The organism is Candidatus Saccharimonadales bacterium (assembly GCA_039928925.1).
Lineage (GTDB): Bacteria > Patescibacteriota > Saccharimonadia > Saccharimonadales > Saccharimonadaceae > UBA6022.
In genome coordinates this window covers 52050-77941 of sequence record JBDSSF010000003.1, presented here as the reverse complement: position 1 = coordinate 77941, position 25892 = coordinate 52050, and the positions used below count along the sequence as shown (strand labels likewise).

Annotated in this window: 34 protein-coding genes and 3 tRNA genes; 25 read left to right on the top strand and 12 right to left on the bottom strand. The window is 41.2% G+C overall.

The annotated features are described in order from the left end of the window. Positions 1–7: 7 nt before the first annotated feature. Both ABIS22_02755 and ABIS22_02750 read left to right on the top strand, forming a co-directional pair. A complete protein-coding gene (locus tag ABIS22_02755) occupies positions 8–547 on the top strand; it encodes a hypothetical protein (GenBank protein ID MEO7740809.1) in 540 nt (179 codons plus the stop codon). Further along, a complete protein-coding gene (locus ABIS22_02750) occupies positions 544–930 on the top strand; it encodes a hypothetical protein (GenBank protein MEO7740808.1) in 387 nt (128 codons plus the stop codon). Before ABIS22_02755 ends, ABIS22_02750 begins: the two co-directional genes overlap by 4 nt. Here the strand turns inward: ABIS22_02750 and ABIS22_02745 are convergent, their stop codons facing one another. Further along, on the bottom strand, positions 931–1785 hold the full coding sequence (locus ABIS22_02745; protein MEO7740807.1) for a mechanosensitive ion channel family protein: 855 nt from the start codon (positions 1783–1785) through the stop codon (positions 931–933). Positions 1786–1807: 22 nt separating this feature from the next. Between ABIS22_02745 and ABIS22_02740 the strand changes: the two genes are divergently transcribed. After that, on the top strand, positions 1808–2359 hold the full coding sequence (locus ABIS22_02740; protein MEO7740806.1) for an L-threonylcarbamoyladenylate synthase: 552 nt from the start codon (positions 1808–1810) through the stop codon (positions 2357–2359). Between the two features lie 42 nt (positions 2360–2401). Continuing rightward, the gene (locus ABIS22_02735) at positions 2402–2731 is read left to right on the top strand and encodes a nucleoside triphosphate pyrophosphohydrolase family protein (GenBank protein MEO7740805.1); all 330 of its coding nucleotides are present in this window, start codon (positions 2402–2404) and stop codon (positions 2729–2731) included. On the opposite strand, the gene ABIS22_02730 is transcribed toward ABIS22_02735, so the two are convergent. Continuing rightward, positions 2728–4362 (bottom strand): Mur ligase domain-containing protein, encoded by a 1635-nt coding sequence (locus ABIS22_02730; GenBank protein ID MEO7740804.1) that lies wholly within the window; start codon positions 4360–4362, stop codon positions 2728–2730. The two genes, ABIS22_02735 and ABIS22_02730, sit on opposite strands and share 4 nt — an antisense overlap. A gap of 67 nt (positions 4363–4429) precedes the next feature. Here ABIS22_02730 and ABIS22_02725 point away from each other — a divergent pair, with 67 nt between their 5' ends. From ABIS22_02725 to ABIS22_02695, 7 genes are all read left to right on the top strand, one after another. After that, positions 4430–5062 carry a hypothetical protein gene (locus tag ABIS22_02725; GenBank protein MEO7740803.1) on the top strand — a complete coding sequence of 211 codons (633 nt, stop codon included), beginning with the start codon at positions 4430–4432 and terminating at the stop codon, positions 5060–5062. Between the two features lie 68 nt (positions 5063–5130). Then, complete coding sequence (locus ABIS22_02720) at positions 5131–5337, top strand: hypothetical protein (protein ID MEO7740802.1); 207 nt, start codon at positions 5131–5133, stop codon at positions 5335–5337. Between the two features lie 136 nt (positions 5338–5473). Further along, positions 5474–6235, top strand: a complete 762-nt coding sequence (locus ABIS22_02715; protein MEO7740801.1) for an ABC transporter ATP-binding protein — start codon at positions 5474–5476, stop codon at positions 6233–6235. Between the two features lie 2 nt (positions 6236–6237). Then, positions 6238–7347, top strand: coding sequence for an ABC transporter permease (locus tag ABIS22_02710; GenBank protein MEO7740800.1), 1110 nt, complete (start codon positions 6238–6240; stop codon positions 7345–7347). A gap of 89 nt (positions 7348–7436) precedes the next feature. After that, complete coding sequence (locus ABIS22_02705; protein ID MEO7740799.1) at positions 7437–7841, top strand: YggT family protein; 405 nt, start codon at positions 7437–7439, stop codon at positions 7839–7841. 42 nt (positions 7842–7883) lie between these two features. Further along, entirely contained in the window at positions 7884–8162 is a 279-nt protein-coding gene (locus ABIS22_02700) for a hypothetical protein (GenBank protein MEO7740798.1), read from the top strand. A 233-nt stretch (positions 8163–8395) separates the two neighbouring features. Further along, positions 8396–8803, top strand: a complete 408-nt coding sequence (locus ABIS22_02695) for a hypothetical protein (GenBank protein MEO7740797.1) — start codon at positions 8396–8398, stop codon at positions 8801–8803. Positions 8804–8984: 181 nt separating this feature from the next. Here ABIS22_02695 and ABIS22_02690 read toward each other — a convergent pair whose 3' ends face one another. Continuing rightward, a complete protein-coding gene (locus ABIS22_02690; protein ID MEO7740796.1) occupies positions 8985–9383 on the bottom strand; it encodes an NUDIX hydrolase in 399 nt (132 codons plus the stop codon). 342 nt (positions 9384–9725) lie between these two features. On the opposite strand from ABIS22_02690, the gene ABIS22_02685 reads away from it, so the two are divergent. From ABIS22_02685 to ABIS22_02670, 4 genes are all read left to right on the top strand, one after another. After that, complete coding sequence (locus ABIS22_02685; GenBank protein ID MEO7740795.1) at positions 9726–10355, top strand: hypothetical protein; 630 nt, start codon at positions 9726–9728, stop codon at positions 10353–10355. Positions 10356–10387: 32 nt separating this feature from the next. Next, positions 10388–11764 carry a hypothetical protein gene (locus ABIS22_02680; GenBank protein ID MEO7740794.1) on the top strand — a complete coding sequence of 459 codons (1377 nt, stop codon included), beginning with the start codon at positions 10388–10390 and terminating at the stop codon, positions 11762–11764. A gap of 154 nt (positions 11765–11918) precedes the next feature. Then, a complete protein-coding gene (locus tag ABIS22_02675; protein MEO7740793.1) occupies positions 11919–12368 on the top strand; it encodes a type II toxin-antitoxin system antitoxin SocA domain-containing protein in 450 nt (149 codons plus the stop codon). 88 nt (positions 12369–12456) lie between these two features. Beyond that, entirely contained in the window at positions 12457–12882 is a 426-nt protein-coding gene (locus ABIS22_02670) for a hypothetical protein (GenBank protein MEO7740792.1), read from the top strand. A gap of 42 nt (positions 12883–12924) precedes the next feature. Here ABIS22_02670 and ABIS22_02665 read toward each other — a convergent pair whose 3' ends face one another. From ABIS22_02665 to ABIS22_02655, 3 genes are all read right to left on the bottom strand, one after another. Further along, a complete protein-coding gene (locus ABIS22_02665) occupies positions 12925–13062 on the bottom strand; it encodes a hypothetical protein (protein ID MEO7740791.1) in 138 nt (45 codons plus the stop codon). Further along, positions 13031–13510, bottom strand: a complete 480-nt coding sequence (locus ABIS22_02660) for a hypothetical protein (protein ID MEO7740790.1) — start codon at positions 13508–13510, stop codon at positions 13031–13033. Before ABIS22_02660 ends, ABIS22_02665 begins: the two co-directional genes overlap by 32 nt. A gap of 30 nt (positions 13511–13540) precedes the next feature. After that, positions 13541–13616 (bottom strand) — tRNA-Ile (locus ABIS22_02655). Between the two features lie 58 nt (positions 13617–13674). On the opposite strand from ABIS22_02655, the gene ABIS22_02650 reads away from it, so the two are divergent. The 4 genes from ABIS22_02650 (at position 13675) to ABIS22_02635 (ending at position 16726) form a co-directional block, all read left to right on the top strand. Then, the gene (locus tag ABIS22_02650; protein ID MEO7740789.1) at positions 13675–14115 is read left to right on the top strand and encodes a hypothetical protein; all 441 of its coding nucleotides are present in this window, start codon (positions 13675–13677) and stop codon (positions 14113–14115) included. A gap of 47 nt (positions 14116–14162) precedes the next feature. Continuing rightward, a tRNA-Met gene (locus tag ABIS22_02645) sits at positions 14163–14240 on the top strand. Between the two features lie 139 nt (positions 14241–14379). Then, positions 14380–16047, top strand: a complete 1668-nt coding sequence (locus ABIS22_02640; protein ID MEO7740788.1) for a hypothetical protein — start codon at positions 14380–14382, stop codon at positions 16045–16047. A gap of 181 nt (positions 16048–16228) precedes the next feature. Continuing rightward, the gene (locus ABIS22_02635; GenBank protein MEO7740787.1) at positions 16229–16726 is read left to right on the top strand and encodes a hypothetical protein; all 498 of its coding nucleotides are present in this window, start codon (positions 16229–16231) and stop codon (positions 16724–16726) included. Between the two features lie 226 nt (positions 16727–16952). On the opposite strand, the gene ABIS22_02630 is transcribed toward ABIS22_02635, so the two are convergent. Genes ABIS22_02630 through ABIS22_02620 form a run of 3 tightly spaced genes read right to left on the bottom strand, consistent with a single transcriptional unit; the run spans position 16953 to position 19272 of the window. Next, a complete protein-coding gene (locus tag ABIS22_02630) occupies positions 16953–18326 on the bottom strand; it encodes an NAD(P)/FAD-dependent oxidoreductase (GenBank protein ID MEO7740786.1) in 1374 nt (457 codons plus the stop codon). Between the two features lie 11 nt (positions 18327–18337). Further along, positions 18338–18619 carry a hypothetical protein gene (locus ABIS22_02625; GenBank protein ID MEO7740785.1) on the bottom strand — a complete coding sequence of 94 codons (282 nt, stop codon included), beginning with the start codon at positions 18617–18619 and terminating at the stop codon, positions 18338–18340. A 5-nt stretch (positions 18620–18624) separates the two neighbouring features. Beyond that, positions 18625–19272 (bottom strand): hypothetical protein, encoded by a 648-nt coding sequence (locus ABIS22_02620; GenBank protein ID MEO7740784.1) that lies wholly within the window; start codon positions 19270–19272, stop codon positions 18625–18627. 223 nt (positions 19273–19495) lie between these two features. Between ABIS22_02620 and ABIS22_02615 the strand changes: the two genes are divergently transcribed. The 3 genes from ABIS22_02615 to ABIS22_02605 all read left to right on the top strand — a co-directional run bounded on the left by ABIS22_02615 (position 19496) and on the right by ABIS22_02605 (position 20496). Continuing rightward, positions 19496–19645: a hypothetical protein gene (locus ABIS22_02615; protein MEO7740783.1), complete on the top strand. Its 150-nt coding sequence runs from the start codon at positions 19496–19498 to the stop codon at positions 19643–19645. A 50-nt stretch (positions 19646–19695) separates the two neighbouring features. Then, positions 19696–19772 (top strand) — tRNA-Met (locus ABIS22_02610). A gap of 196 nt (positions 19773–19968) precedes the next feature. Continuing rightward, the gene (locus ABIS22_02605; protein MEO7740782.1) at positions 19969–20496 is read left to right on the top strand and encodes a hypothetical protein; all 528 of its coding nucleotides are present in this window, start codon (positions 19969–19971) and stop codon (positions 20494–20496) included. Positions 20497–20558: 62 nt separating this feature from the next. Here ABIS22_02605 and ABIS22_02600 read toward each other — a convergent pair whose 3' ends face one another. Further along, complete coding sequence (locus tag ABIS22_02600; GenBank protein MEO7740781.1) at positions 20559–21041, bottom strand: MarR family transcriptional regulator; 483 nt, start codon at positions 21039–21041, stop codon at positions 20559–20561. A gap of 208 nt (positions 21042–21249) precedes the next feature. Between ABIS22_02600 and ABIS22_02595 the strand changes: the two genes are divergently transcribed. From ABIS22_02595 to ABIS22_02585, 3 genes are all read left to right on the top strand, one after another. Continuing rightward, positions 21250–21744, top strand: a complete 495-nt coding sequence (locus ABIS22_02595; GenBank protein MEO7740780.1) for a fasciclin domain-containing protein — start codon at positions 21250–21252, stop codon at positions 21742–21744. Between the two features lie 65 nt (positions 21745–21809). Continuing rightward, the gene (locus tag ABIS22_02590) at positions 21810–23507 is read left to right on the top strand and encodes a redoxin domain-containing protein (GenBank protein ID MEO7740779.1); all 1698 of its coding nucleotides are present in this window, start codon (positions 21810–21812) and stop codon (positions 23505–23507) included. Positions 23508–23524: 17 nt separating this feature from the next. Continuing rightward, the gene (locus ABIS22_02585) at positions 23525–23776 is read left to right on the top strand and encodes a glutaredoxin family protein (protein MEO7740778.1); all 252 of its coding nucleotides are present in this window, start codon (positions 23525–23527) and stop codon (positions 23774–23776) included. On the opposite strand, the gene ABIS22_02580 is transcribed toward ABIS22_02585, so the two are convergent. Together ABIS22_02580 and ABIS22_02575 are read right to left on the bottom strand one after the other, a co-directional pair. Then, a complete protein-coding gene (locus ABIS22_02580; protein MEO7740777.1) occupies positions 23771–24574 on the bottom strand; it encodes a hypothetical protein in 804 nt (267 codons plus the stop codon). The genes ABIS22_02585 and ABIS22_02580 overlap by 6 nt on opposite strands. Before the next feature lie 33 nt (positions 24575–24607). Further along, positions 24608–25822: a hypothetical protein gene (locus ABIS22_02575; GenBank protein ID MEO7740776.1), complete on the bottom strand. Its 1215-nt coding sequence runs from the start codon at positions 25820–25822 to the stop codon at positions 24608–24610. Between the last annotated feature and the right edge of the window lie 70 nt (positions 25823–25892).

Below are 25892 nucleotides of genomic sequence, written 5' to 3'. Positions count from 1 at the left end.
AATACTAATGCAAACTCGTCGATTCATTTTATTTACAATATGTTCAGTTATGACGCTTAGTCTTGCCGGGCTTTTTTCTTCAGTCCATGCCGAGTCGACGACACCTATGGACAGTGCGCATGTTGAACGGATACGTGCAAATTGCATAGATGCTCAATCCTCCTTGTCTCGTATTCATGCGAGTGACGCACTACTACGTGTTAACAGGGGACAACTTTATGAGTCGATCCTCACACGCCTCATGGCTCCTTTTAATGCTCGTGTTAGTTTGAATCGCCTCGATGGTGTCGCTCTGGTCACGACTGCAGCCGATTATGAGCGAGAGCTTGACCAGTTTAGAGCGAGTTATATTAGCTACGAAGAATCTCTCTCAGCGCTTCTCACAATGAACTGTGCAAATCAACCAGTTGCATTTTACGATGGTGTGGCTGATGCACGGGCGAAACGAGATATCGTTCATAACCATACTATAAATCTCGAATCTATGATTAAAGCCTATCAAGCTTCATTTGAAACATTGGCAAAAACAATTGAGGTAACAAAATGAGTGAAGACCAATTAATTAAAGATGGCGATGAAGTAAGCCCATGGTCCCAGCACCGCTTCATCATTATGATTGTTACTGTCATTATCGTTTCTCTTGTTATGGTAGGAAGTGCACTTGCACTATATGCTTCAAGCGGAGCAGCACAGCTTGACCTTAGTCGTCCCGGCTATCAAGCTGTGCGCGACAAAGTAATCCCATCTGATAAGTTTGATACATATTCATCAACCGGTACTCTCGATAAACAAGCTATTGATGATTTTCGAACACTTTTTAACAAATCATCAAAACAAGTTATAGGTGTTGATAGCTATGGTGGCGACGTACTGAGTGACCAATCACTACAGATAGATCCACCTGCATCTGATACGCCACCATCTCAGTAGCTATTTTTTCGCTTTTTGTGATTGTCCTGGAAAAATTGGCGCAACAGCAAGTTGAATATGTCGTTTTTCAAATTCTAGTAAGATTCGACGACGCATTTGTGCGGTGACAGACCATTGGTCAGACGGTTGTGTCTTGCCTGCAATCAGTAGATCTACTGATGTGGCCGTGAATTCTCCAACGGATACAAAAGCAGGTGGTTCAATAATCTTTTGGTCCCAGTTTTCTTCACTAGCAAGCTTTAGGCCGATTGTATTAATAATTTCAATAACCTCTTCTAGATCACTTGTCGGATGAACAGCAACAGAAAAGCGTGCCATACTGTACCCCATAGTTTTATTAATGACATGCATAACCATACCATTTGGGAAGTAGTGTACATTACCATCAGCATCACGCAAAACAGTTGAGCGGGTACCGATGCGTTCAACTGTTCCACTAGATCCTTCAATATCGATAATGTCACCAACCCTGTATTGATTTTCTGAAATTATAAATAAACCTGAGAGAAAATCTTTGACGAGTGATTGCGCACCAAAACCAAGAGCGATACCGATGATACCTGCGCTAGCAAAAAGTGGCGCGAGGTTATAGTCAGGGAAGATCGACTGGAAAAGTGCTACACCAGTAAGAACAATAACGAGTATGCGCCACACACCTGCAAACAATGCAGATAGTGTTTTTTGACGTTTCTCGATATCTTTAGGATGCCAATTTCGGTGTCTGGCACTGATGAGGAATTTCGTAACAACCTTGCCTAGTAGAAGGTTTCCTACCCAGTATGTAACAGCTCCAATAAGGAGTATCGTCCCTATGTCAGCAACATGGTGCGAAAACCAATTATTTATCATATCCATATGTGGTAGTATAACATGTGTTATGTTACTACTTCACGACCTCACCGACCCCCGTTTATCAGATATTTTGACCTCTGGTGGAATTGCTGTGATTCGAACGGACACGATTTATGGAGTTGTCGCAGTCGCTTCAAGTGAAGAGTCTGTCGAGCTTATCTACACCGTAAAGTCACGACAACCCCATAAGCAATTAATTGTTTTAATTAACTCGGTTGATGATGTATCTGACGATTCCTCACAGGAAGTCTTGGATATCTTGGCGCCACTCTGGCCTGGAAGAAATAGTGTTATCTTACCATCTACTCAAGCTGCCGCATGGCTACTACGTGGGGGAGATTCACTCGCATATCGAGTACCAGATGATGATACGTTGCGTGCTCTGCTACGTAAGACGGGACCCCTTGTTGCTCCATCTGCAAATCCTGAATCATTACCACCTGCTATAACAATTGACGAAGCCATTGCCTATTTCGGTGATGATGTCGATGTATATGTTGACGGGGGTACGGTTACCGACACAAATCCATCTCGCTTGTATCAGTTGGAAGGTGATACTCTCAAGCAGCTACGGTAGTTAATTTTTGCCGTGCATGTACTCGCTTGGTATACTTAACATATGAATTTAAATGACTATCAAGTAGCCGCTTTACGTACCGCAAATCCACACGAAACTCCAAATGAAGTATTTCATTTATTACTTGGATTATGCGGTGAAACTGGTGAGATTGCAGAAAAGGCAAAAAAGATTATTCGTGATCACGGCAGTGACTTTGGCAAGCTGGATGTTAGCGACCTAACAAAAGAGCTCGGCGACGTTCTTTGGTACGTTGCTGTGCTGGCTGATCACTTCGATATTAAACTTGATGATGTTGGTAGTAAAAACATAGCAAAGCTCGCAAGTCGCCAGCAGCGGGACCAAATTTCAGGCAGTGGTGACAACCGCTAGATAAAAGAAATTGCTTTTTTGGCAGTTTCAGATATGTTTAACTCGGACAAATTAACACTTGGATCAACGAGCGCGTATCCGGCACCCTCATAAATCTCAAGACCGTCTATATTCTGATCGCGTAGACGGTAATACGTAACCCATCTACTTGTCCCATCATTTACGATTGGCTGAAAAATAGTTCGATGATAAGTCAGTTCATTTTCGTTAAACTTTAAGTTAGTTTCTTCATGTAGCTCTCGAATTGCAGCTTCCCTCGTTGTCTCTCCTGGCTCAACAGCACCACCAAAGCCGGTAATCATACCGGGATTAGTGATCCCGGGTGTGTTGTCTCGCTGCTGCATCACGAGTGTTCCTTCAGGAGTTGAAACAAGGACATTAGCGACCCGATTAACCGCAATGTGTTCGCGGATCCATCCATCTATTGACCCGGCACCCATACAAAGTACTAATTTTCCTTCGTCAAGAGATTTCTGGATAACATTCCATAATTCGTCATTCAAATCAACAATGTGAACGGCGTTGCGATTAGTGATATTTCGTGTCAAAGCTTCGGCAGGCAAAATAGGTAAGTTAGGATCTTCACGCGAAAGGTAGGTTGGTAGCCAGTATACTTCCTCAGCTGACTCAAAGCAGTTTGTATACTGATCTCGAACTTCATGCTGTCTAACATTTTGATGAGGTTGATAGATAAGCACGACATGCTCAGATAATTCACAAGCAAGCTGTAGCGTTGCTGCAATTTCAACAGGGTGGTGGCCGTAATCGGAGTAAAGATTGTCAGCGAGACGTTCAAATCGGCGATCAGTTCCAGGGAAGTGGCTGAGAATTGTACCAGCATCACCCTGGATAGCTAATTTCTCGATTGTCTTAATCACAAGTGTTGCGTTCCGACGATTATGTTCACCTGGAATTTGAACCGTAAGTGTCTGATCGAGTAGCCATGCATTTGGATGATCATGAAATAGTTCCCCGTGTTGAGATTGCCATGCAATAAGCTGTGTAGACTGTCGCCCGAATTGTGCAAATGCATCGAGGTAATTTTGTTTCGTTGGATATGTATCAGGATGATCGTAGTCTATGGAGGTTATGAGTGATAAAAAAGGAGAAAAGTGTAAAAAATTCTCATCGAACTCATCACATTCATAAACAAAATATTCACTGTTTGGATCATATTTTCCACTAGGACCGAAGCTCAGAGTTGAGCCTACGGAGTAGCTTACAGGAATACCTAGTTCTTTTAGCACCCATATCAACATGCCTGTAGTAGTAGTTTTTCCGTGGGTGCCCGCAATAGCGATGAGTTTAAGATCCCGTTCTTTTATGATGTGTGCGAGTAGCTCATCACGTTTTGCGGTTTTAATACCAAGAGCCTGGGCACATAGTAGCTCTGGATGATCAGAGGGTAGTGACGCAGTGTATATGAGCCAATCAACTGGATTTTTCTCGTGACAAGCCTCTAAAAAATTGCCGTCTTGACCGATATTTACAGTAATGCCTCGTTCACTCAGTTTTGCTGTCATGAGACTAGCCTGCTGATCTGATCCCTGGACATCGTAGCCAGCATCAAAAGCAATCTCAGCAAGTGGACCTATCCCAACTCCACCAATCCCAGAAAAATACACATTCATAGCCTCAGTATAGCATTCCCCTCATGCTACAATAGTGTGAGAACCCGAGAAGGGGTGGGATTTTTCAGTGGCAGATAAAAGAAGCGTAAAAAAGGGCATCAGAAGATTAAGGCGTATTAAGACGTGGCAGTTAGTTGTGCTCTTTTTTATTATTAGTCTCATTGCGGCAACTTTCCTACGTCTTAATAATATTGGTATGTATGAACGCAGAACAGCCGTCATAGCTGCAGATAAAGCGGGAAATGTTGATGATATTCAGAGCAGGTTGTATGATCTACAACGGTACTCAAGTGAGCATATGAATGCTGGCAGTGGCGCCTTCTACCTTGAGCAGCAGTATCGCCGTGATGTACAAAAAAGTGTCGAAGAAGCAAAGAACAGTGACGTCAATCCTAATGGCAATGTTAACGTACAAGCTGACGCAGCATGCAAGACTCAGTACAGTCAATATTCCCAGGCATATGTCCGCTGCGTAAGAGATGAGCTTGCCAAATATCCGCCTTCACCTAATCCGCAACAGAACTTAGTTTTTCCAAACACAGAGCTTTACAGACATGAGACAACTTCGCCGCTATGGTCAGCTGATTTTGCAGGTTCCTTTGTCTTGCTTGCTCTTGGAATAGTGGTCATTATAGTCGCTCGATTACTTGGGCTCATGATTCTTCGTCTTCTCCTTCGTCGCCACTACAAGGCTATTTAATGTTGACACCGGTCTCAAGAGGCGCTAATCTAGCAATTGTAAGAACTAATAGGAGGTTATAAGAACTTATGGCTTACAAGCACACAAACTCAAAAGGCGTAACATACTACTTGCACAAAACTGACGTAACACTACGCGGTGGCAAGCCACAGACAATCTACTTCTTCGCAAAGGTAGAAAAGAACGCAAAAGGTGTACCAACCGATCTTCCAGAAGACCGTGAAGTAAAGGAAAACCCACGTAACGGGTTCCTTACAATTAGCAAGAAAAAATAATCTTGCAGCCGCAAGCACTTTGATGATACAGTAGTATCAAACAAACAGGTGCCAAATGAGCCCCGGAAGATATTCACATAATATCAAAGGGGCTTTTTTGATGCTTTGATGTAAAAACGGTGTAAAATAAAAACATATGAGCATGATGATTGAGGTAAAAGATCTAAAGAAGCGATATGGCGATAAACAAGCTGTCAATGGTGTTAGCTTTTCGGTTAAAAAAGGCGAGATATTCGGTATTCTTGGCCCAAACGGTGCAGGTAAAACGACGACCCTTGAAATGATGGAAACACTTCGTCCAATTGACGGCGGTAGTGTGATTATCGATGGTATCAACGTCGCAAAAGAACCTCAAGCAATCAAATACCTTATTGGTGTTCAACCGCAGACACCTGCATTTCAAGACAAAACCAAGTTGATTGAAGTCGTTGAGATGTTTGGGGCTGCCTATGGTGAAAAAGTTGATGCAATGGCATTCCTTCGTGATGTCGAACTTGAAGACAAAGCAAATAGCTATGTTGAAAATCTATCAGGTGGTCAAAAACAACGGCTCAGCATTACAACAGCTCTTGTGCACGGACCAAAAGTCTTCTTCCTCGATGAGCCAACGACAGGTCTGGATCCACAGGCTCGCCGTCATCTTTGGGATCTTATTAAACAAGTTCGTGATAAAGGTATTAGTGTTATTATGACAACACATTATATGGATGAAGCAGAAATTCTATGTGATCGAATTGCCGTTATGGACAACGGTAAAATTGTAGCTATTGATACGCCAAAAAATTTGATCAAACAGTTGCTAAAACGTGGCTTTTCAAAAAAACAACATGTTGAACAGGCAAATCTCGAAGATGTTTTCATTGATCTCACAGGTAAAGGGCTTAGGGAGGGTCAATAATTATGAATAAATCACTCTTCACTGTCATGACGTTCGTCAAGATCAACACTCGACGCTTTTTCCGTGATAAGTTAGCCCTATTTTTTAGTATCGGTTTCCCGCTTATTTTCTTATTTGTTTTTGGTGGCCTCAACAGTGGTTCGGGCAATGTTTCATTCAAAGTCGCAATTATTAATGAATCGACCAGTAGTTTTGCTAAAGACTTTACCGCAAAAGCAGCTGACAGCACGATACTCAAAGTCGATAAGGACGTAAAGACTCTCGATGCTGCAAAAGATAAAATGACCCGTTCGGAGCTTGATGCTGCAATTGTACTACCGAGTGACTTTGGACAAGTGAGGCAGGGTGCAACGATCCCTAGTGGACAGGCAAAGATTGTTTTTACACAAAATAATCAGCAGTCGGCTCAGGCGTTAAGCTCGGTTTTGACTGTGCAGTTCAATGGCATTAACTCGACACTTGTTAAAAATGAAACACCGTTTAGCGTTGTGAGCGAACAACTAAATGAACGTAGTCTATCGGGCTTCGACTATGCATTTGCAGGCCTGCTTGGGTTCGCAATTATAGGTATGGGAATTTTTGGTCCAGTCAATGTTTTTCCAGAACTCAAAAAAATGGGAATTTTGCGTCGCCTATCAACGACTCCATTAAAAGTTTGGCAATATTTCCTATCTGTCATGATTGGCCAAGCCTTCATAGGTCTTATTAGCTTAGGTATTATGTTTGTCGTTGCACTCAGTATCTTCCATCTTAATGTTGTAGGTAATTATCTCGAGTTAGCTGTATTTCTCGTTTTTGGTATCGTTATGATACTTGGTATTGGCCTCGCGCTAGGTGGATGGGCTAAGAATGAACGACAGGTTGCGCCACTCGCAAACATCATCGTCTTTCCTATGATGTTTCTATCGGGTACTTTCTTCCCACGTTTCCTTATGCCGGAATGGGTTCAGAATATATCTAGCTTTCTTCCGCTAACACCAGTCATTGATGGTATTCGCCTCATTGCAACTGAAGGTAAGCACTTAGTCGATATTCTTCCTCAAGTTGGTCTTATCGGTCTATGGATGATAATCATCTACACGATTGCGTTTAGAGTTTTCCGCTGGGAATAGAAGGGTACTCACTTATCTATTGGCGCTCCGTGAACATTTAATAATTGTGATATGATTATTATCATAAGCAAAACCAGGAGGTAGAAGTTATGGATGAGAAACAAACGCAAGTTACTGAGGTCCGTGAAACAAACCAACAAGCAGGCGATACGAAAGTTCGCAGGCAAGCCGTAGAGACACGAAGCAGCCTTTCGGGTAGCATAATTGCTCAGCGAGTCGTCTGGTATATAGTTGGAGTCATCGTTGCGCTTCTTGCAGTTCGTATTGTCCTTCAACTCCTTGGCGCAAATCAGGGAAATGGGTTCGTAGATTTCGTCTACTCTCTTAGTGGTATTTTTGCGGCACCATTCTTTGGTATGTTTAGCTACCAGCCTACTTATGGTGCATCAACACTTGAGATTGGCACTATTGTCGGTATTATTGTTTACACACTCGTCGGCTGGGGATTTGCAAAGCTCTTCACAATTGGCTCACAACACCACACTACAGTATAAATATTGACAAAATAGCATATAGTGTGTTATAGTATTATTAATATGACACAGACGATTGATCATCTTCCAGGCGCAGATCTACCGAGCGATGAGTACGATATCCCAGTTAATGGATACATAGAGTATGACATTCCAGAAGTCTCAGATGATCATGACGATGCAGAACCTGATAGTATCGGCGTTGAACCTGTAGATCAAGATGCAATAGAGCAATATGACAAAGTACTCGACATTGCATTAGATAAATATGGTTCAGCAACACTTGCCAAGGCCTCTCTCGCTCAGGCTGGAATTCATCCACCAAAAGGGTATAATAGCTAAAAATAAAATAGGCGGACAAATTAGTCCGCCTATTTTATTGGTGGGGCATTGTGAACGAAGTTAGAACAAAGCTACATCATAAATAATCTTGAGAAGGATCCTTCGCAGAGCCTTTAGATAGCTATTGAACAAATGTAATCATTATTATATAATATAACTAGTCCTTTTCATTTCGAACAGATCGGGGTATGACAATGCCACTCTTTCGTAGGTTCCGTTCCAAGGAGAAGTTCTTGCATTTCCTTCAGAACCAAGGTCACAATGTCACAGTAGACAGTGGAAGTGTCGCGCATGGTGTGTCTGGCACTGCTTCCGTGGGAGCAATCGGAAACTTCGATCAGGTAGTTCGAATCAGCGTGACGACCCTCAAGTCATCACGTGAGTACTACTACGACCTGGTCGTGGGAAGTCGATTCGGTAGCGATCGTGGATACGGTGATGCCGAGGCGCGTGAGCGAATCGCCCTTCAGCTGACTCTGACTGCGTCTGATGTCGCGGACAGCTTGCAAACTTTGGGACATCAGTACGTGACGCTCCTCTTCAAAGGAATACCCATGTCCCCTGATATCAAAAGGGAGATGGCGAATCAATCGAAGCGACAGAAGCTCAAGTCGATGTCGTACGAACTGCTTCGAGCGTAACCACGCCAACGAGAAAAAGGGTCCGCTACCCCGTAAATAAGCCATGTGGAAATACCATAGCGGCCGTTCTACGGGGTATTTTCATGCCTATCGGAAGTGACTTGTAACAAAAAAAGAGTCAGAAAAGTTCTGACTATCATGAGTGGCTAATCTGGTGGGGCATTATGATTGAAGTCAGAACTTATTTAATTGCTTGAACGGTTTCAACTATAAGTTTTTCGAGAAGGTCTGTAGTATCTTGTAAATCCTGAATATCTATATACTGTGCATCAGTTACGCCGTAGCCAACTACAAAGTTAGAAGAGCTAATAGCTACTTTGTATACAATCCACGTCATCCAGGTATCAATTCGATCGAGGTAAACATTAGTTGAGTACAGAATGCCGCCGACAGACACTTCTTTGATGCCTATTTCTTCTTTAATCTCACGTTTAAGACAATCTGTCGCCGACTCTCCATGCTCAAGCCCACCCCCAGGAAGACTCCAGAAGTCATTATTTTCTTTTACTACAAGTACTTTGCCATTGGTGTCTGTGATTAATGCTTTTGCTACAACTCGATATATTGTGGATGGGTACATAAACCTATAATAGCAAAAAGCCTCCAAACTGGAGACTTTTCTATAGTGCCTATGGTTGGTGGGGCATTATGCACGAAGTCAGAACCGCTTTGGTCGGTTATTCTATTAGTAAATAAAGTGAATATCTCTGTAAAGCAGGACAGAAAGAGCGCAACCACCGTGTCGATCCTAGTTAGTTTAGGTTGTCGGGGGGGTGATAAATTTACACCCACAAAAACATTCATCATGTAAAGTGCCGTTGAATATTTAAAAAAAAGATTTTCGGTATCATAATCAAAGTAAATGAGTAGTAGAACTAATAATGAGAAGACTTATACAAACCCTCGAATCTTGATAGAGCTTATGCAGTCAACAATTAAAGAGGTTGGTGATGATGCTTTCATATCAAGAAAATATAAAGTCTTACGCGAGGGCTGGATTGCTGCGATGTATGCAAAGGCTGCGAGTAAAGCCATGAGCAACCTAATTTATCTGAGGCCTAATCCAATCGATTCCCAACCGGATTACTTTGGGTTTAGGGTTGTGAATGGTGACGGCATCACTACTGGTGAAAATTTCGAAATAGAGGTATTTGAATGGGGTTTAAATTCAACGGATGAGTTGTATGAAGCGCTCAAGAAAAAAGTAATGAAATATACTTCACCTCAAACTATCTTTGTTTGCTACGCTTACAAGCCTTTGCGGTCTTTAGATTTCTCGTCCTTAGCGGAAAAGATCAAGGACTTAAGTCCAAATATTTCTGAGCTGAGTTTAGTTATGCAGTATGGCAACGAAACTGGACACAGGTTGATCAAACTTTACCCTGAACCTGGTTACTTATATATACCTAATAGTTTTTCGAAGCTGTTTTATCCTAAGTATGATTTTGCTCAAAAAATTAGGGCATTAAAAAATGTGGACGCAGGGTTAGTAAAAATCGATAGTGAAATGAGGATTACTGAGGTGCAGGAGTTTGGTACCCGGCTCTTATAGTGTGAATTGATTACTAGATCTATACTGGAACAATGTACGAGACACATCAATTCATGAAAGACGGGTATGGTCTATTTACCGATCCATACTACTTGTCTTTCTTACCGTCACTTATTGACCTTGTTAAACAGGCAAAGAAAGCAGAGTTCTACAATAACCCAAAAAGGCACCTAGAGTTGCAGCTAGGTTTACTTGAGTTGATTGAGAGTACTGATAAGGTGGTGTCTGAGGGCAAGCAAGAAGCTCGAAAGTCAGGAAATAATGAAATACTCAAACAAAGAAAGAGGAACAAGACTTTAGCCTATGCTTTTAGGACGGTAGGTGACGGCATGGCATGGCGATCTAATGGTTATACGAGGTTTGTCATAAGCGTCCTGTCTCAAGCAAGATCACCAGGTGCTGCCAACGACAAGTCTGGCAGAAAACGTGAAGTTGAATGGGCAAAAAATGCCGTACTTAACGGTGGATACGTTATGATACATGATATTACTAATACACTTCGCGTGGGTGATTTAAGCTTGTACAATCCTGTACCCGATATCACCCCCTATCTTTCAGAGGTAAAATCAAACAAGGATCTTGCCACCGCGAAACAAATTCAAGAGAAGCTTGATGCGAAAAAACCGATAACAAAACAAGAGTTTCGGCTGTGGCAAGCTCAAATTATGATCTCAACTAGACGATGGTACGGCGTGCAGACTATAGCTGTAGAGGATGTGTATCCTTCAAAGTTGGATTTTCTACCATCTGCAGGTGCGATCATGAAGCAAGCTGAGCGTAAAGGTGTTTATGGAAAATACATCGCCCCTTACCTCTACGTAGATGCTTTTGATTTTACTAGTCTTGTGGGCAAATCAATTGAGGAATTGACCGAGAAATTGGATCTTTACAAACCACCGGATCGATCTGATCATTTTGTTATGCACTCAAATTACGACAACCTAGACGCACTTCATAAAACAGAGGTACTAAGGGCTGTTGCCCCATATACAATCTTTCCTTTTACAAGTTCTGTTATCGCAAAACTAATCTCAGGAATGATGATGACGCGAACTTTTTTATTCAAGGAACCGCTAAAGGCTGCATTTCTTCAGCTTGGTTACGAACTTAAACTTGATGAAGCTATTTTGGATGAAAATTATGATAATAGTAGCAAGAAAAACTCAGTAGATTTTTTATCTAGCGAACAATTATTTCCAGATGATTTTGAGGATAAGCCGTGGATACATATTCGACATATTGAATCGGGATTTATGTTCCCTGCTGCAAGTTTAATTGCAATTATGCTTCATGAATTTTTCTCTGTTGAATATATTGTTTCGGTTGCAGAGTTTGCCCGCAAGCGTGCTATTCCTGGTGAGGCAGGGTACTCGTATCATGATATTCGAGACTCATATCGCTGGTTTTAGATAGGAATTGTCTGCACTTCAAATAAAGACAGTTATAAAAATGTAACAAAAAGCCCGATTTTATGTCGGGTGCTATTAGAATGGAAAGACGCGTCCACAATAACGGGTAAGGGGATTTGTGTTCATAAATAGTTAATTGTTGTACAATTTAGATATGAAACAATCAATTTTGCACGTTGCCAGAAAGATCATTGAGTCGTCTGGTGATAACTTAACTCCCCTAAAGCTTCAAAAGCTTGCGTACTATTCACAAGCGTGGTCTTTGGTGTGGGAAGGAAAACCCCTTTTTGATGAGGATTTCCAAGCATGGGCTAATGGTCCTGTGAGTGTTGAACTGTACGCTAAACATAAAGGTCTCTATGTCCTTGAAAAGAGTTTTTTGTCCGATTATTCAGACCATGAATTTAGCGCAGAAGATACACACACGATTGATGTAGTTTTAGCATTTTACGGAGAAAAAGAACCTTTTTATCTAAGTGAGCTTACGCATAGAGAGCGTCCTTGGAAAGATGCAAGGGGCGAGACACCAATGGGTGAATCCTCAAACGCGGTTATTTCTAAAGATGTAATGCAAGATTATTACACTGGAATTTCATCACGATAAAATGAGTGCTAAAGTTCCTGTTATTGCGGTAGATGTTTCTAGCAATAAGACACCTAGGTCAACAGAAAAAGTTGAAAGCTCTTATCATATGAGTCCATCATGGAGATTCTCTCGTGCTGATACCGAGCATAAGGATTGGTCTGTCCTCGACAGTTTTAATGACGTTGTGGAGGATCCTAATGATGCTAGCGGAACTGCTATTTTGCATCAATTTTCAAAGTCAATTGATCACGTCTTATTGGATGCATTAAAGGCACGAGAAAGCACAACCTGGGGAGCTTTAGCTACTGCTTCCGGAGGACGAACTCGCGGCACGAATAGTCACCACATCCCAATGCACGAGCTAATTAAAAGTGCTCAAGATAGGGCAACGCAGTTAGGAATTGTAGAGGATGAGTTATTTTCTTTGAGGCTAGATGGAACTCACAGAGTTTTTGGTGTTTTGGAAGACAGCGTTTTTAACGTGATTTGGTTTGATCGAAAACACGAGATTTGTCCACCAGCTAAAAGATAGTTATTAAAGTTTAAAACCATACTCACTTAAGATATTGTCGCTTTAAGTATTAACAACTTTATTCTTTAAATCACGATCAATTTCGATAAGCAGCTCGAAATATTCAACAAGAACTTTTAAGTCTTCTTCTGAGAAATCAGGAGAAATACTACTTGTAGCTATTGATGATGAGTTGTTCATTTATGATTCCTTGCTCAATCAAATAACCCATGACTGCAATGACGTTCTCGTTGGCTTTTTTCGTAGCCCCAACTCTTATATGACGAGCAACTGCTGTTGCATCAGGGTGATTTTTCTCCATGTAAGCAATATAGTCTCCCCATGCCATAGTTGGCTTAAAAGGCTTTTCGCCATTTTCTGTTTTGAAGCTAATGACTCCGCCCCCAAATAGCTTAGTACCTTTAATATAATAGGTAGTAGTTGCTGCAATCGCAAAGATGGTCGCGTTTGTTACTATGGCACCAAGATCACCTTCGAGAACGCCGGTATTCCTAAGAGTTCTTAGGGCATCAGGTTTATCAAGAAACGTTCCAACCGCATATTGGGACGCATTTTCACGCATATTTGAATCTGTGGTTGCCGCAGCAACGAACTTGATATGGTCATAACCATGCCTGTACAGATACAAAAAGCCTCCGAAGAGGCAATTCATCATGACTGGTGGGGGCGGGTGGAGTTGAACCACCTACCAAGTGGTTATGAGCCGCCTGCTCTGACCGATGAGCTACGCCCCCGTTCGATATATTATAGCCTATTGCTAGCATAGTGGGCTATAATGAATGTAGTTAAATCATGAAAAAAATAAACATCCGAAAAACATATTACCATATTTCACATCGTTATTTCACGATTAATAACGTTGTAATTACGATTGCACTACTTATTGGAGCAAGTTGGGCATGGGGATCGATAGGGGTCATGCAACGAAATTATGATCTTCAAAAAGAAGTTGACGGTAAGTCAAGACAGCAAAAATTAGCAGATTTAGAAGTGCAGAGCCTCGCATTTGAAAAGAAATATTATCAGAGTAACGAGTATCAAGAGCTAGCCGTTCGTGACCGTCTCGGACTTGTAACGCCAGGTGAGAGTGTACTTATACTACCTCAAAATAGTGAAGCTGCAAAAAATGCTGATATCCAATCAATAGCGACTATTACCGCAAAGCCCGTAGCTCAACAGAGTAAGTTTCAACAGTGGATGAACTTTATTTTTGGTGGTAATAAACAGCAATAGACCAAACTTGTAAACTGCTCTTCACTCTGTTAGAATAGTACACGTGCCGCGGGGTGGAGCAGTCTGGTCAGCTCGGTTGGCTCATAACCAACAGGTCGTAGGTTCAAATCCTACCCCCGCAACCAAGAAAAGATATTATTTAGAGATTAGTATTAAGCTAATCTCTATTTTTTATTTGTATTAGAATAGTTGTAAAAGTTATCGTATCTAAACGTTTACTATATTGACATATATACATTATTCTGATACAATATAATTAAATTCATGAACAATAAAATAGAAATAGCTCCTTTTCAACCCGAAAATTTTAAATCAAATCTTGATAATATTCTTTCACGACAACTCACGCCTGAGACAATTGATACATATGCTAGTGATGCGCTAGATGACTTGATAGAGCTCACGATTAAGGTCACAAGCTCTTATGACCAACAGCCTACAGTAGCGGGTTCGACTAATGCTCAGTCAGAAGATTTCTCTTTTAGTTATTTTGAGCTTGGTGAGTTAGAAAAGTCTCTCGATCATATTGCAGACTTGTCGGAGTCAATTCAGTCAATAGATACGATAATGAAGAGTGCTACGACTTTGGTAGGTCCGATTGTTCCTACTCGTGATACTTTTGTTGATATTAGAGTAGGCGAAACTTCATTCATTGAAAAAAATATTATTAACCGTCTCAAAACAACATTATTTTTGTTAGAACAAGATTTTGGTATCGATATTCACAATAAAGAATCTTTAATCCTAAAAACTGCTAGCACTGATGGAATGATGAGAAAATCAAGTTATAATTTTATTGAGGTTACTGAATTAGAACGATCTATATTGGTGTGCGACGAGGAAGGGAACGTTACGTATGTATTCGACACTTCGGTAGTTGTTGAATACAATTCAGAGTTAGACTTAACTCAGCTTACAAAGGCTGAATTAAATGAACTTATTACTAACGTTCCTGGAATAGGTAAACGTATAGTATATTCAAGCAACTTCATGAATGATATGAAAAGTAGTATTGATGAAATAGGCTTGTCTGAAACTGAGCATAAATCAGAAGAGATTAAAAATAATTATTTGCAATCTGCAGAGTTTGCTCCAGAAGGTTTCTTAACTGCGGGTGAAACTGCTAAAAAATTCTCAGTAGATAGGAAGACAATCATCAAGGCTGTAGATGCTTTAATAGGTCAACTTGGGGTAGTGATAACTGCGAAAAAAGGGCGCGCTACACAAAACGTATTTTCTCATGAACAACAACAGACGATTGAAGTTTACCTTGAACAAAGAGGCTTATTTAACGAAAAACCACCAAAAGGTTATCTCACTGTATCGGCTATGGCTAGGAAATGGAAAATTGATTACACTACTGTAGTAAATGCGCTTGGTAAAATAGAAGAGGTTTTAGGGGAAATTGCACAAGCAAAATTAAGTGGTCATGTCACTGCCGTTTATTCGACGTACCAACAAGCAATGTTGGAGGATTACCTTGTAAGTATGGAGATAATACTTCCAGATATGCCAGATAACTTCAAGGGGATCAATGAACTAAGTAAGAAGTTTTGCTTAAACAGGATGACGGTTGAAAAGGCTATAAAAATACTTCGTCCTCAGCTTGGAGATGTTGTGAGATCTAAGTTTGGCGCCAGAGTTGCGGATGCATTCTCTCCGAGTCAACAGGAGATAATTCGAATATACTTAGAAGAAAGAGGAAATTTTGCTGAATTTGCACAGGAAGGATATCTAAGCTTACAAGGATTAGTCGAAAAGTATAAATTATCTCGAAGGCCAATTGAACGTATCATTGACCAGCTTGGCGACAATATTGGTGTTACGCTCAAATTAAGGTTCGGCTCTATATTTGCAGATGCTTATTCAGTTGAACAACAGTTGCTAATTAAGCAAAAAATAGATGAGTATAAAGCAGGTCGCACGGTCTAGTCTTTACATGTTTAGCGCGGGTAAAGTATAGACGATAATTTTATTAGTTTCCAGTAGTCGCGGTTGATGCATTAATGTACATAATCAGTTTATGTGTATGAAGTTTGTATTGTTATGCTCAAATTCCAACCTTATCTCAACAAGTGTTATACTTATGCTTAGATTAAAAAAGGAATATTCTATGGTAAAAAAACTGACGAAGAATAACATATATACACAGTATAGGACTCGACTCGGCATACTTATCGTCGTACTTGGTGCGGTACTGTCATTTGCACTTGGTGTAGGAGCGACAATAGGGCTTCGCTCTTTTTCAGATAAGAGCACCACAGAGTATAAGTCGATTGAAATTACCGGTAGTGATGGGCTTATAGGGCTTCTCGGATATGATAACCCATTCCAAAATGCAAATAAGATTGTTTATAAAATTACGTATAATAATACTAGTCATGAGGATCGCTTCCTGCAAATTAAAGCAACAGGTCGAGCTAATAACCCCACTCAGATGGCCAAGAATAGCAGCAGTATTGATTTAGGTGCTTATACGGGAACTGTTTACAGTGAAAAGAAACTTGTAAAAGCAGGTACTAAAGAGGTCTTTGAAATGCCACTTGTAGAATACACAGCCACTCCAACGAAATATGTTGAGCTAGAAGCATTTAAGTCGAATACTGACTAAGTCACTTTGTTGTAACAAAGTGAAGGGATCTATCAATCTTCATTGTTTTTGTGATTGTCACATCTTTTAGTATTGTTACTATACTCTTTGCTAAAAAAAGAGTGCTCAGGGGTATTCTTGCAATACTAAGATCAGATTGTAGAAATGAGTCACCTTTGTAGTAGTCATGACCAACATGAGTTATTTTTGTAACATATAGGCCATGTCAACAAATATTAGTTCAACATTAGCTTAATCTTGCGGCGGCGACGCGTACAGCTTCACTCCAGCTCAAAAATGCGTGAGGAGTGTCTGCAATTTGGCTAGCTGTTAATTGATATTTTACAGCAAGTGTTAATTCGTGAATTATTTCAGCAGCATGAGGCGCAACGACTGTCGCTCCAAGAATAACACCTTTTTTATCTGTAATAATTTTTGCAAAACCATCACGAAAATCACTTGTGTTGCTACGAGCAATAATATTTAAGGGTGCTATTGCTGTATTAATAGGTAAATCACGTTTTAAACAGTCATCTTCGGATAATCCAACAGATGCAATTCCTGGGTAGGTGAATGTCAATCGAGGTGTTGCTGTATAATCTGGTACTGCCTTAGTTTTATGGAGGATGTTATTAGCCGCTACACGGCTCTCAAGCAGTGCTGTATGCGTATGAGAGCTATGTCCGAGCACATCACCAGCTGCGAAAATGTGACGAGCACTGGTTTGAAGATGATCATTTACCTCAACACCCTTGGGTGTATAGATAACAGATGCATTTTCAAGCCCAATATCAACTGTCGGAACACGTCCGGTTGCAATGAGTACTTCTTCAACTAATACGGATTTCTCAACACCGCCTCGACTATACGTAACTCGTTTATGAATGTTTTCTTTTTGAACACTTAGCACGCGAGTTTGCGTCAGAGAAGTAACTCCCTTTTGTTCTTTGAGTAAGCGTTCAAGAAGAGTACCTACTTCTTGGTCTTCTTGTGGCAATATACGCGATGCAATTTCGGCAAGATATACTTTTGTTCCAAATATAGCCATGAGCTGTGCTATTTCAATACCGATAGTGCCGGCACCGATTATAAAAAGACTTTTTGGTGGCCGCATTGCTTCAAGAATAGTACGCGGAGTAAGGTATGAAGTAGTATCAAGACCTTGGATGTTTGGCGCAACCCAGTGTGATCCTGTTGCGACGATAAAGTTAGCAGCTGATAGGTGACGACGATTAATACTAATTTCATTAGGACTTAGAAAGTGTGCATTACCATTGAACGTATCAATTCCCTCATTCTCATAATATTTGCGATTTCCACCTGCACCGGTGCGTTTAACGGCAAGTTCTTTCCAAGTGCGGAGTGATGGGTAATTGTAACCAAGCGTACCAGAGCGGAGTCCGAAACGTGCGCCATGCCTAGCTTCATCATAAAGGTGAGCGACATGAAGAAGAGCTTTAGTCGGAACGTCACTCCAGTTAGGCGAGTCTCCCCCAAATGTATCTGCTTCAATAATTGCTACTTTTTTACCTGCACGAGCTGCGATTGTTGCCGCTGCGCTACCACCAGCACCGCTGCCGATAACTATGAGGTCATAATCAAATGTTTGTTTTTTTGCCATATTGTTGCTCCTTAGATTATCAAGCGATGATGTTTATATAGATATGCGGCGTCAGGATGGAATTTTTCAAGATGTTGGCTAGCAATTCGGCGGAGATCATTACTTGTTACCTCTGGTTTCGTATCTAGCCAGATAATAACGGCATCACACACATTATTAGCCGTTGTCTCGGCTGATCCTACCGGACTTCGAACGCTAAGGCATGCTGCGCGGATGCTAGCGTGAAGCTTCTCTCGTTGAAAGCTTTCTGATGGCCGTCTACCGGCCTGCTTGATGATATCAATAGCCTTCATAATAATTACTGTCCTCCAGCGGCAAGGGCCGTGACGGAGATAACTTGATCGACATAAACGTAGAATCCGAGTGCAATGAGACCACTGCCAGCAGCGAACTGCAAGAACCGTTTGTTGTGCTCTCGCCATTTTTGTATATTACTAAGGCTATGACCGCTACCAACAAGCGCCCACACAAGTAGTAGTGATAGCATTGATACGATTGAATATAAGCCTACACCTGCAAGCTGTAGCTGTGGCGATAAGTGAACTATAGCGAGTGACCCAATCATAATTGGCGCTATGATAAAAATAAGCTCAGCAGTGACGCTGCTTAGACCAAGGCTGAATGCTTCAGCGCTACTTTTTGTTGCTTTCGTGCGATCTGTAAGGTATTTTGCTGCGCTTCGCGGTAGCCAAAGTGTCGTACCGTCATTTCGTCTGTAGTAAAAGGCCCACACAGCAACACCAAGCCCGAATAGTAATCCACAGCTTACAGCCCAAACAATTAGTGGAGGCGTACCATGAAATAATTGTTGTAATAAATACGACATAAAAGAAACAAGTAAAATTGTCATGACGGAGGTGCCGAATATAAAACCACTCGTTAATCGTATAAGTCTCGCATGAGAATGCTTAGCACCTATAGCATGTCCGCTGAGAAGCGTTAGCATACTGACGCTCAACTGAAAACTCGCGTGGATACACGCGCTAACTGTGACTATCAGGAATGAGCTCAGGATGTCCATGGATGTTTATTTTTATTACCCCTTGTACCATTTATAGCATAAGCATTGGCAAAAGACCAAAAATCTTGTAAATTACCATTGCTTTTTTAAAGAGTTTATGCTTAAATAGGTATATAAGAAATTAAAAACAAAAAGAAAGCAAATAATAATGGAAACGCAATCTAGCGGCATCGAAGCCGTCACCCTTAGTGATATCTTAAAACTATCAACATGGAATCGTGAGCGCACTGATGATGAGCTTCGTAGCTTCATTGATACTCACCATGCTGCCCTACCTGATGATAGCGAGCTTGAATAATAGTCCCCTCTGGAAAATTCATCTCTGTTTTGCTACAATTATCCAAGTATGGCAGCGTAGCTCAGTTGGTTAGAGCGTAGGACTCATAAGCCTAAGGTCACAAGTTCGATCCTTGTCGCTGCTACCAAGAAAAAAGACAGACTATTTAGTCGGTCTTTTTTGTTAGCTCAGTATGTTTCGAGGTCTGACATGGATTTAGTACACGAAAATACACTAATGACCCATAAGCAAAATCCAGCTCAGTGATCTCTCAATAAATTTAGATATGATAAAAATTGCTGTCCTATAGCGGCAGTAGTCATGTAATGAATGAGAGGAGATATATGAAGAAACAACTTATAACAGCGGGAATAGTAACAACTATTGGTCTTGCGGGAGTAGCGGGCGTAGGTATTGCTAGTGCAAGTACTAACCCAACTCAATCAAATCCAATGTCTAGTTTGGTAGATGCCATAGCAAGTAAGTTTAATCTAAATAAAACTGATGTCCAAAAAGTTTTTGATGATCAACGCACTGCAAAGCAAGCTGAGCAGGAGACAAAAGTGAAAGCGGATCTTGCAAAACTGGTTACTGACGGGAAGTTAACACAGGCTCAAGTCGATACGATTTTGGCAAAACGTACTTCTGTTCAAGCCGAGCGTGATGCTGCAAGGAGTTCAACGACGACAAAGACCCGTGCTGAAATGAAAACAGAAATGGATGGGCAGCGCACTGCGCTCGAAGCATGGGCTAAAACGAATAACATCCCAACTGATTATCTTCACTTCGTAATGGGAGGGCCTAGAGGTGGCGTAAGGGGTGGTCTTGGCGGCTCCGATAAGCTAGATGACGCTACGAGTAAAAACTCATAGATCCCCACATGCTTTAAAAGCTATATATAAAAACGCCGCATTCTTACGGCGTTTTTATATGTTTATTTCCTATGCTCAACCATTTTATAGAGTACATCAACATAAGTTTGAAGCTCATCTCGAGTAATCGCATCGTTACCGTATAGCTCTTTTCGGAGTTCATCACGTAGGCCAGCTTCAATTTGTTTGATGAGTGGTTTGTAGCTTGGGTTAAGATAAACAATCTTCGTACGGTTGTCACCTGGTTTGGTTACTTTACGGATAAGGCCCTTAGACTCGAGGAGATTGATTGTATTTGTAATGAATGGCATCGTGGTATCCAGGATATCTTTAAGCGCGGTGAGGGACATTCCATCTGGGCTAGAATCATTTATATAACCCAGTGCAAACCACTGCATAGCAGTAAGTTCATATTGTGATAAAAATTGTGATTTAACCTTGCTTGTTAGGCGGTGAGCGGTCGATTGCATGACGCCAACCTCATAAGTCGTAAGAGACGATAATGTGAATTCCGAATTTGTTGTTGACAATGTCATATCATTCATAATACTATACTACTATGTTAAGTTAATTAAGTAAAGTATAATTAACTTGGCGAAACTTATAAATTAAAGGAGGGTTCTTATGGAATCTGGAAGCAAAACTGCAATAATCGTTATTAGCATGATCGTTGGTCTCGCACTTGGTGGTGGCATCGGGTACTCTGTTGGTAATATGAATAAAACAACAACTCCAACATCTGATTCAACTCAAATGAGTATGACTACAGAAGATGGCGTTACTGTTGGTGGAGCAAAAATGGTACAAAGTAAAGATATCGTTGACAACGCTGTTAACGCTAAAAATGTAACAACACTTGTTGCGGCCGTAAAAGCAGCCGACCTTGTTGATACATTAAAGAGTGAAGGCCCATTTACAGTCTTCGCCCCAACGAATGATGCATTCGCTGCCTTGCCTGCGGGCACGGTTGATACACTTTTGAAGCCTGAAAACAAGGCTGCTCTTGCAAAGATCCTAACCTACCATGTGGTAGCTGGAACTTACACAAGTGCCGACCTCCGTGTCATGGCACAAAAAGGTGAATCTCTTACATCAGTTGAAGGTGAGATGCTAATGCCAATTGTTGAAAATAACGAACTGAAAATTCAGGACGCCAAAGGCAACAAAGTTTCTATCGAAACTGCAGATGTGATCTCAAGCAATGGTGTGACACATGTTGTAAAATCAGTCTTGATGCCTAAAAGCTAATTAGATAACAAAAAGAAGGTGCTTGTCAGTTGGCAAGCACCTTCACCTAAATAAGGGGACATACAATGTTTTTACTTCTCGGAGCATTCTTTGCAGGAATTATCACCGTACTGGCGCCATGCGTCTTGCCGCTCCTACCGATCATTATAGGTGGTTCGATAAGTGGAGATGTTCACGATAAACGACGGCCAATTATTATTGCTGCGAGCTTGGCTATCTCGTTAATCGTTTTCACAGTTCTATTAAAAGCGACCACACTACTCATAAATATACCGCCACAGCTCATCACATATATCAGTGGTGGTATTATTGTTGGAATTGGTATCGTGTTCCTATTCCCTGTCCTTTACGAGAAACTGATATTAGCTTTTAACTTACAGTCTAAGAGTCAACAGCTACTTGGAAAAAGCTCTGGTAAAGGAGCGGTCATAGGTGCAATCATTACGGGTGCTGCACTTGGCCCAGTCTTTAGTAGCTGTAGCCCAGTTTATGCCTATATCCTAGCGACCGTCTTACCCGTAAACTTCGGTGTTGCAATGATCTACATGGTTTCATACGTACTTGGACTAAGCCTTATGCTTCTACTCATCGGATTTATAGGACAAAAATTTGTACGTAAACTAAAGTTTGCAAGTAATCCACGGGGTCTATTTAGCCGCATTGTTGCGATTATATTTATTGTTGTCGGGCTGCTTGTTATTACAGGCTATGATAAGCAACTACAGACGTACGTGTCAGAACACACTCCTTTTAATTTTGATAAACTCTCAGCTCAGCTGATACCATCAAGTAATCGTCAAGATGCAGCCGGCGTACTTAATGTTAAGCCCTATAAAGCACCGGAGTTTGTTGGCCTACAGAACTGGATTAATAGTAATCCGCGTACGCTAGCTAGTATGAAGGGCAAAGTAGTGCTTATCGACTTCTGGACGTATAGCTGTATTAACTGTATCCGAACTCAGCCGTATCTTCGAGATTGGTATAGCAACTATAAAGATAGCGGATTTGAGATTATCGGAGTTCATGCGCCAGAGTTCTCATTTGAAAAGAATCCAGCTAACGTCCAGGATGCAGCAAAAAAAGCTAATCTAACATATCCAATAGCACTTGATAATGATTTTTCAACCTGGAATGCATACCAGAACCAATACTGGCCAGGAAGTTATTTAATAGATAAAGAGGGTAACGTACGTCGTTACCATGGAGGCGAGGGAGAGTACAAGGAAACTGAAGAGGCAATCCGTACACTACTCGCTGAAGATGGCGGTACAGTTCCAGATAAAACTACCTCTGCCCTATCTGCACAGGTTCCAGTGACTGATGCACAGACACCAGAAACATATCTTGGTACAAAGCGGGCAAGCAATTTCACAGGTAGCCCACGCCTTGTTCAGGGAACCAACACATTCACGCCAGCAAGTCTCGACAGGATTAATGAGTGGACACTTGGTGGTCAGTGGCAGGTAGCACCAGAAGGTATTACAGCTGTAAAAGATAGTACACTCACCTTCCGTTTTGCTGCAAAAGAAATGTATGTGGTAACTGCTAATAAAGTGGCAAACGCATCAATGCAAGTCATACTCAACGGCAAGCCTATTAGCCAGACAAAGTTTGCTGGTGATGATGTGAAGGATTCAAGTGTGACAATCAATGAAGCACAGCTGTATCGTTTGGTGAAATTAAATAGCTTTGGCAAAGACAACGCAGTCGAACTGAAGGTACCAGCTGGTGTGCAGCTAAATGTATTTACATTCGGAAGTTAATTAAAAGGAGAACAACTATGAACATTACTATATACTCAACATCAACATGCGCTATCTGTCATGCAGAGATGGAGTGGCTTGATAAAAATAACATGTCCTACGATGATATTATTGTCGATGAAAGTGACGAGGCGATGAATCAACTGATGACCGCAACAGGTGGCATGATGCAAGTACCGCCATTCACCGTCATCACAAAAGATGATGGTACGGAAGAAAAGGTTCAGGGATTTGATCGTAAACGATTAATGAGCATACTCGGACTATAGTCCGAAATGTATGCCTCGTGACAAAATAAAGATTATAAATAATCCAATGAGGCTACTCATGACGATGCCCGCAACGGGTAGGTTGAATACGACGTTTTTATTGTGACCTGCATGTAGCTTATTAAAATCAGCCATTGGTGCAAAGACACCGATTGTCACGACGCCCATAAGTGCAATCAGGCCAGGAGCATCTATATGGCTAATAGATGTGACGGCAATAGAAAGCGTATAAATGACCAGTAGTATACCTGTACCGATAAGCCAAGGGAACATGCTAAGCTGAAAAAAGCTTGATTTATCATGAGCAAAACTGCTTAGTCGGGCTGAAAGAACTCGTGGTAGTAAGAGTAAAAATCCAGCTACGCCAGCAGCAAATATGATTGCATACACAAACCAACTAGCGTTTAGAAGTGAAAGTACTTGGCCTGTGTCGCCACCTGCAACGAGGGGCGCAATAAAGAAGTAGCCAAAACCAACCTCTGCACTTAGAAATCCGAACCACAATACGAGAAGTTTTGTGAATGTTTTCGAACTTCCTTTCAGCCAATCCTTGATTAACCAAATGATCAAAAGGCCAGATATAAGACTAAAAAGTGGCCCTGTACCCGCGGTCAATATAATCTGCCAACTAGTAGTTTGATCTGGCTGAACGACAAAATTAGGAAAAAGTATGGCTGGTACACCAAGGGATAGTGACATTACAAGATGTGATAATTCGTGAATTGTAATAACTAACATTCCGGCAAGAACGAAGGCTAAGGTAGACGTAATGAGTGGTAGTCGAGATATCTTTTTCATATAGCTTATTGTATGCCCAGTAGCACGAGATACCTATAGTGTCGTAAGTATACGCTCGGCAAAGTCCTTGGCACTAAGCCTTATAAGGATATCGTCATCTTGAGGTGCTTCGATCGGGTAGTCGTACTGATGACACGTCAGTTCATCGGTATACACTTCTGGATCGACATAGATGACCTGTAGACCTGCATCCCTTGCTTTTTCTTGTAGTTTTCGTCGATCAGCGTGAGACCCAACGACAATGAGTGCTTTTGCTCGTTTATCAAACTCGACGTCAGGGAAGATGTGTGCATCCTCAAATTTACGCATGTAAAATTCAGTCATCCCAATATCCGCAACAAGACCATCGTAGTTATTTGTATAAACGGGGTTAATAATCGTTTCGTTTTCAAAAAGTCTTTTTACGGATGTGTAAAAAAGAGTTTCTGGGTGGGCTTTTAGTGACGATGCATAAATGAGTGATGCGTCCATATAGAATTGATCAGTATTTGCAAAAAATCTAACAGGTAGATCATCGTAGTCACCCATTAAATATTCATGTGTTCTTGGATTTGATATTGCATAGGTTCTATGAAGATGTGCGAGTGGCGGAACACCAGCTTCTATTGATGGTCCACATCCTAGTTCAAGATGAAATGGGATATATTGTGCTAAATCGAGACCGAGTGTTGCTATTTCAGGTGAGCCGCGCTTTAGGGATTTACGTATACCTGCCTCTAAAATGACCCAGGGCCTAAATCGCTCATCATCGGCAAGGTGCATGCTCGGACCATAAACTTCAATATCAATCACACGGTATCCTGTTGGTAATGTACGTTTAGCGAGTTCTTCGCCTCGTTCTTTTGTAAGAAATGTAATGATAGCAGTAAGGTCACCTTTTGTGGCCACGAGACCAGTATCTGTTTCTCTTGTTTTCCATCCACCTTCCGCCATTGCATCAATAGTTTTTTGATAGTATCGCTGGAGCTCTATCTCAGGTAGTGCAGTGTTCCACCATAAGTACGGCTTTTGAAGAACAAGTGTGTACGAGCCGTTAACTTTTACAAGATCATATTCGTCAAAAAAGTGGACTAGTTTCCAGCGACCGTCGCTATCTGATTCATAATGAGAATCTTTACTCGTTGCGAGCTCTTGGGTTCGCCTCCAGATTCCTTCATGTTTTTTGCGATCAGTACCGATAAATTGACGCTGCCATTTCATTTCGGAACTCTCAGGAAGATCGGTGATGATATCAAAAGGTAAATTCATGTTTTCATCATAGCAAATAAAAACAAATTTATTTGTAAAATGTTCTAAATCCTTGTATGCAATACATGGC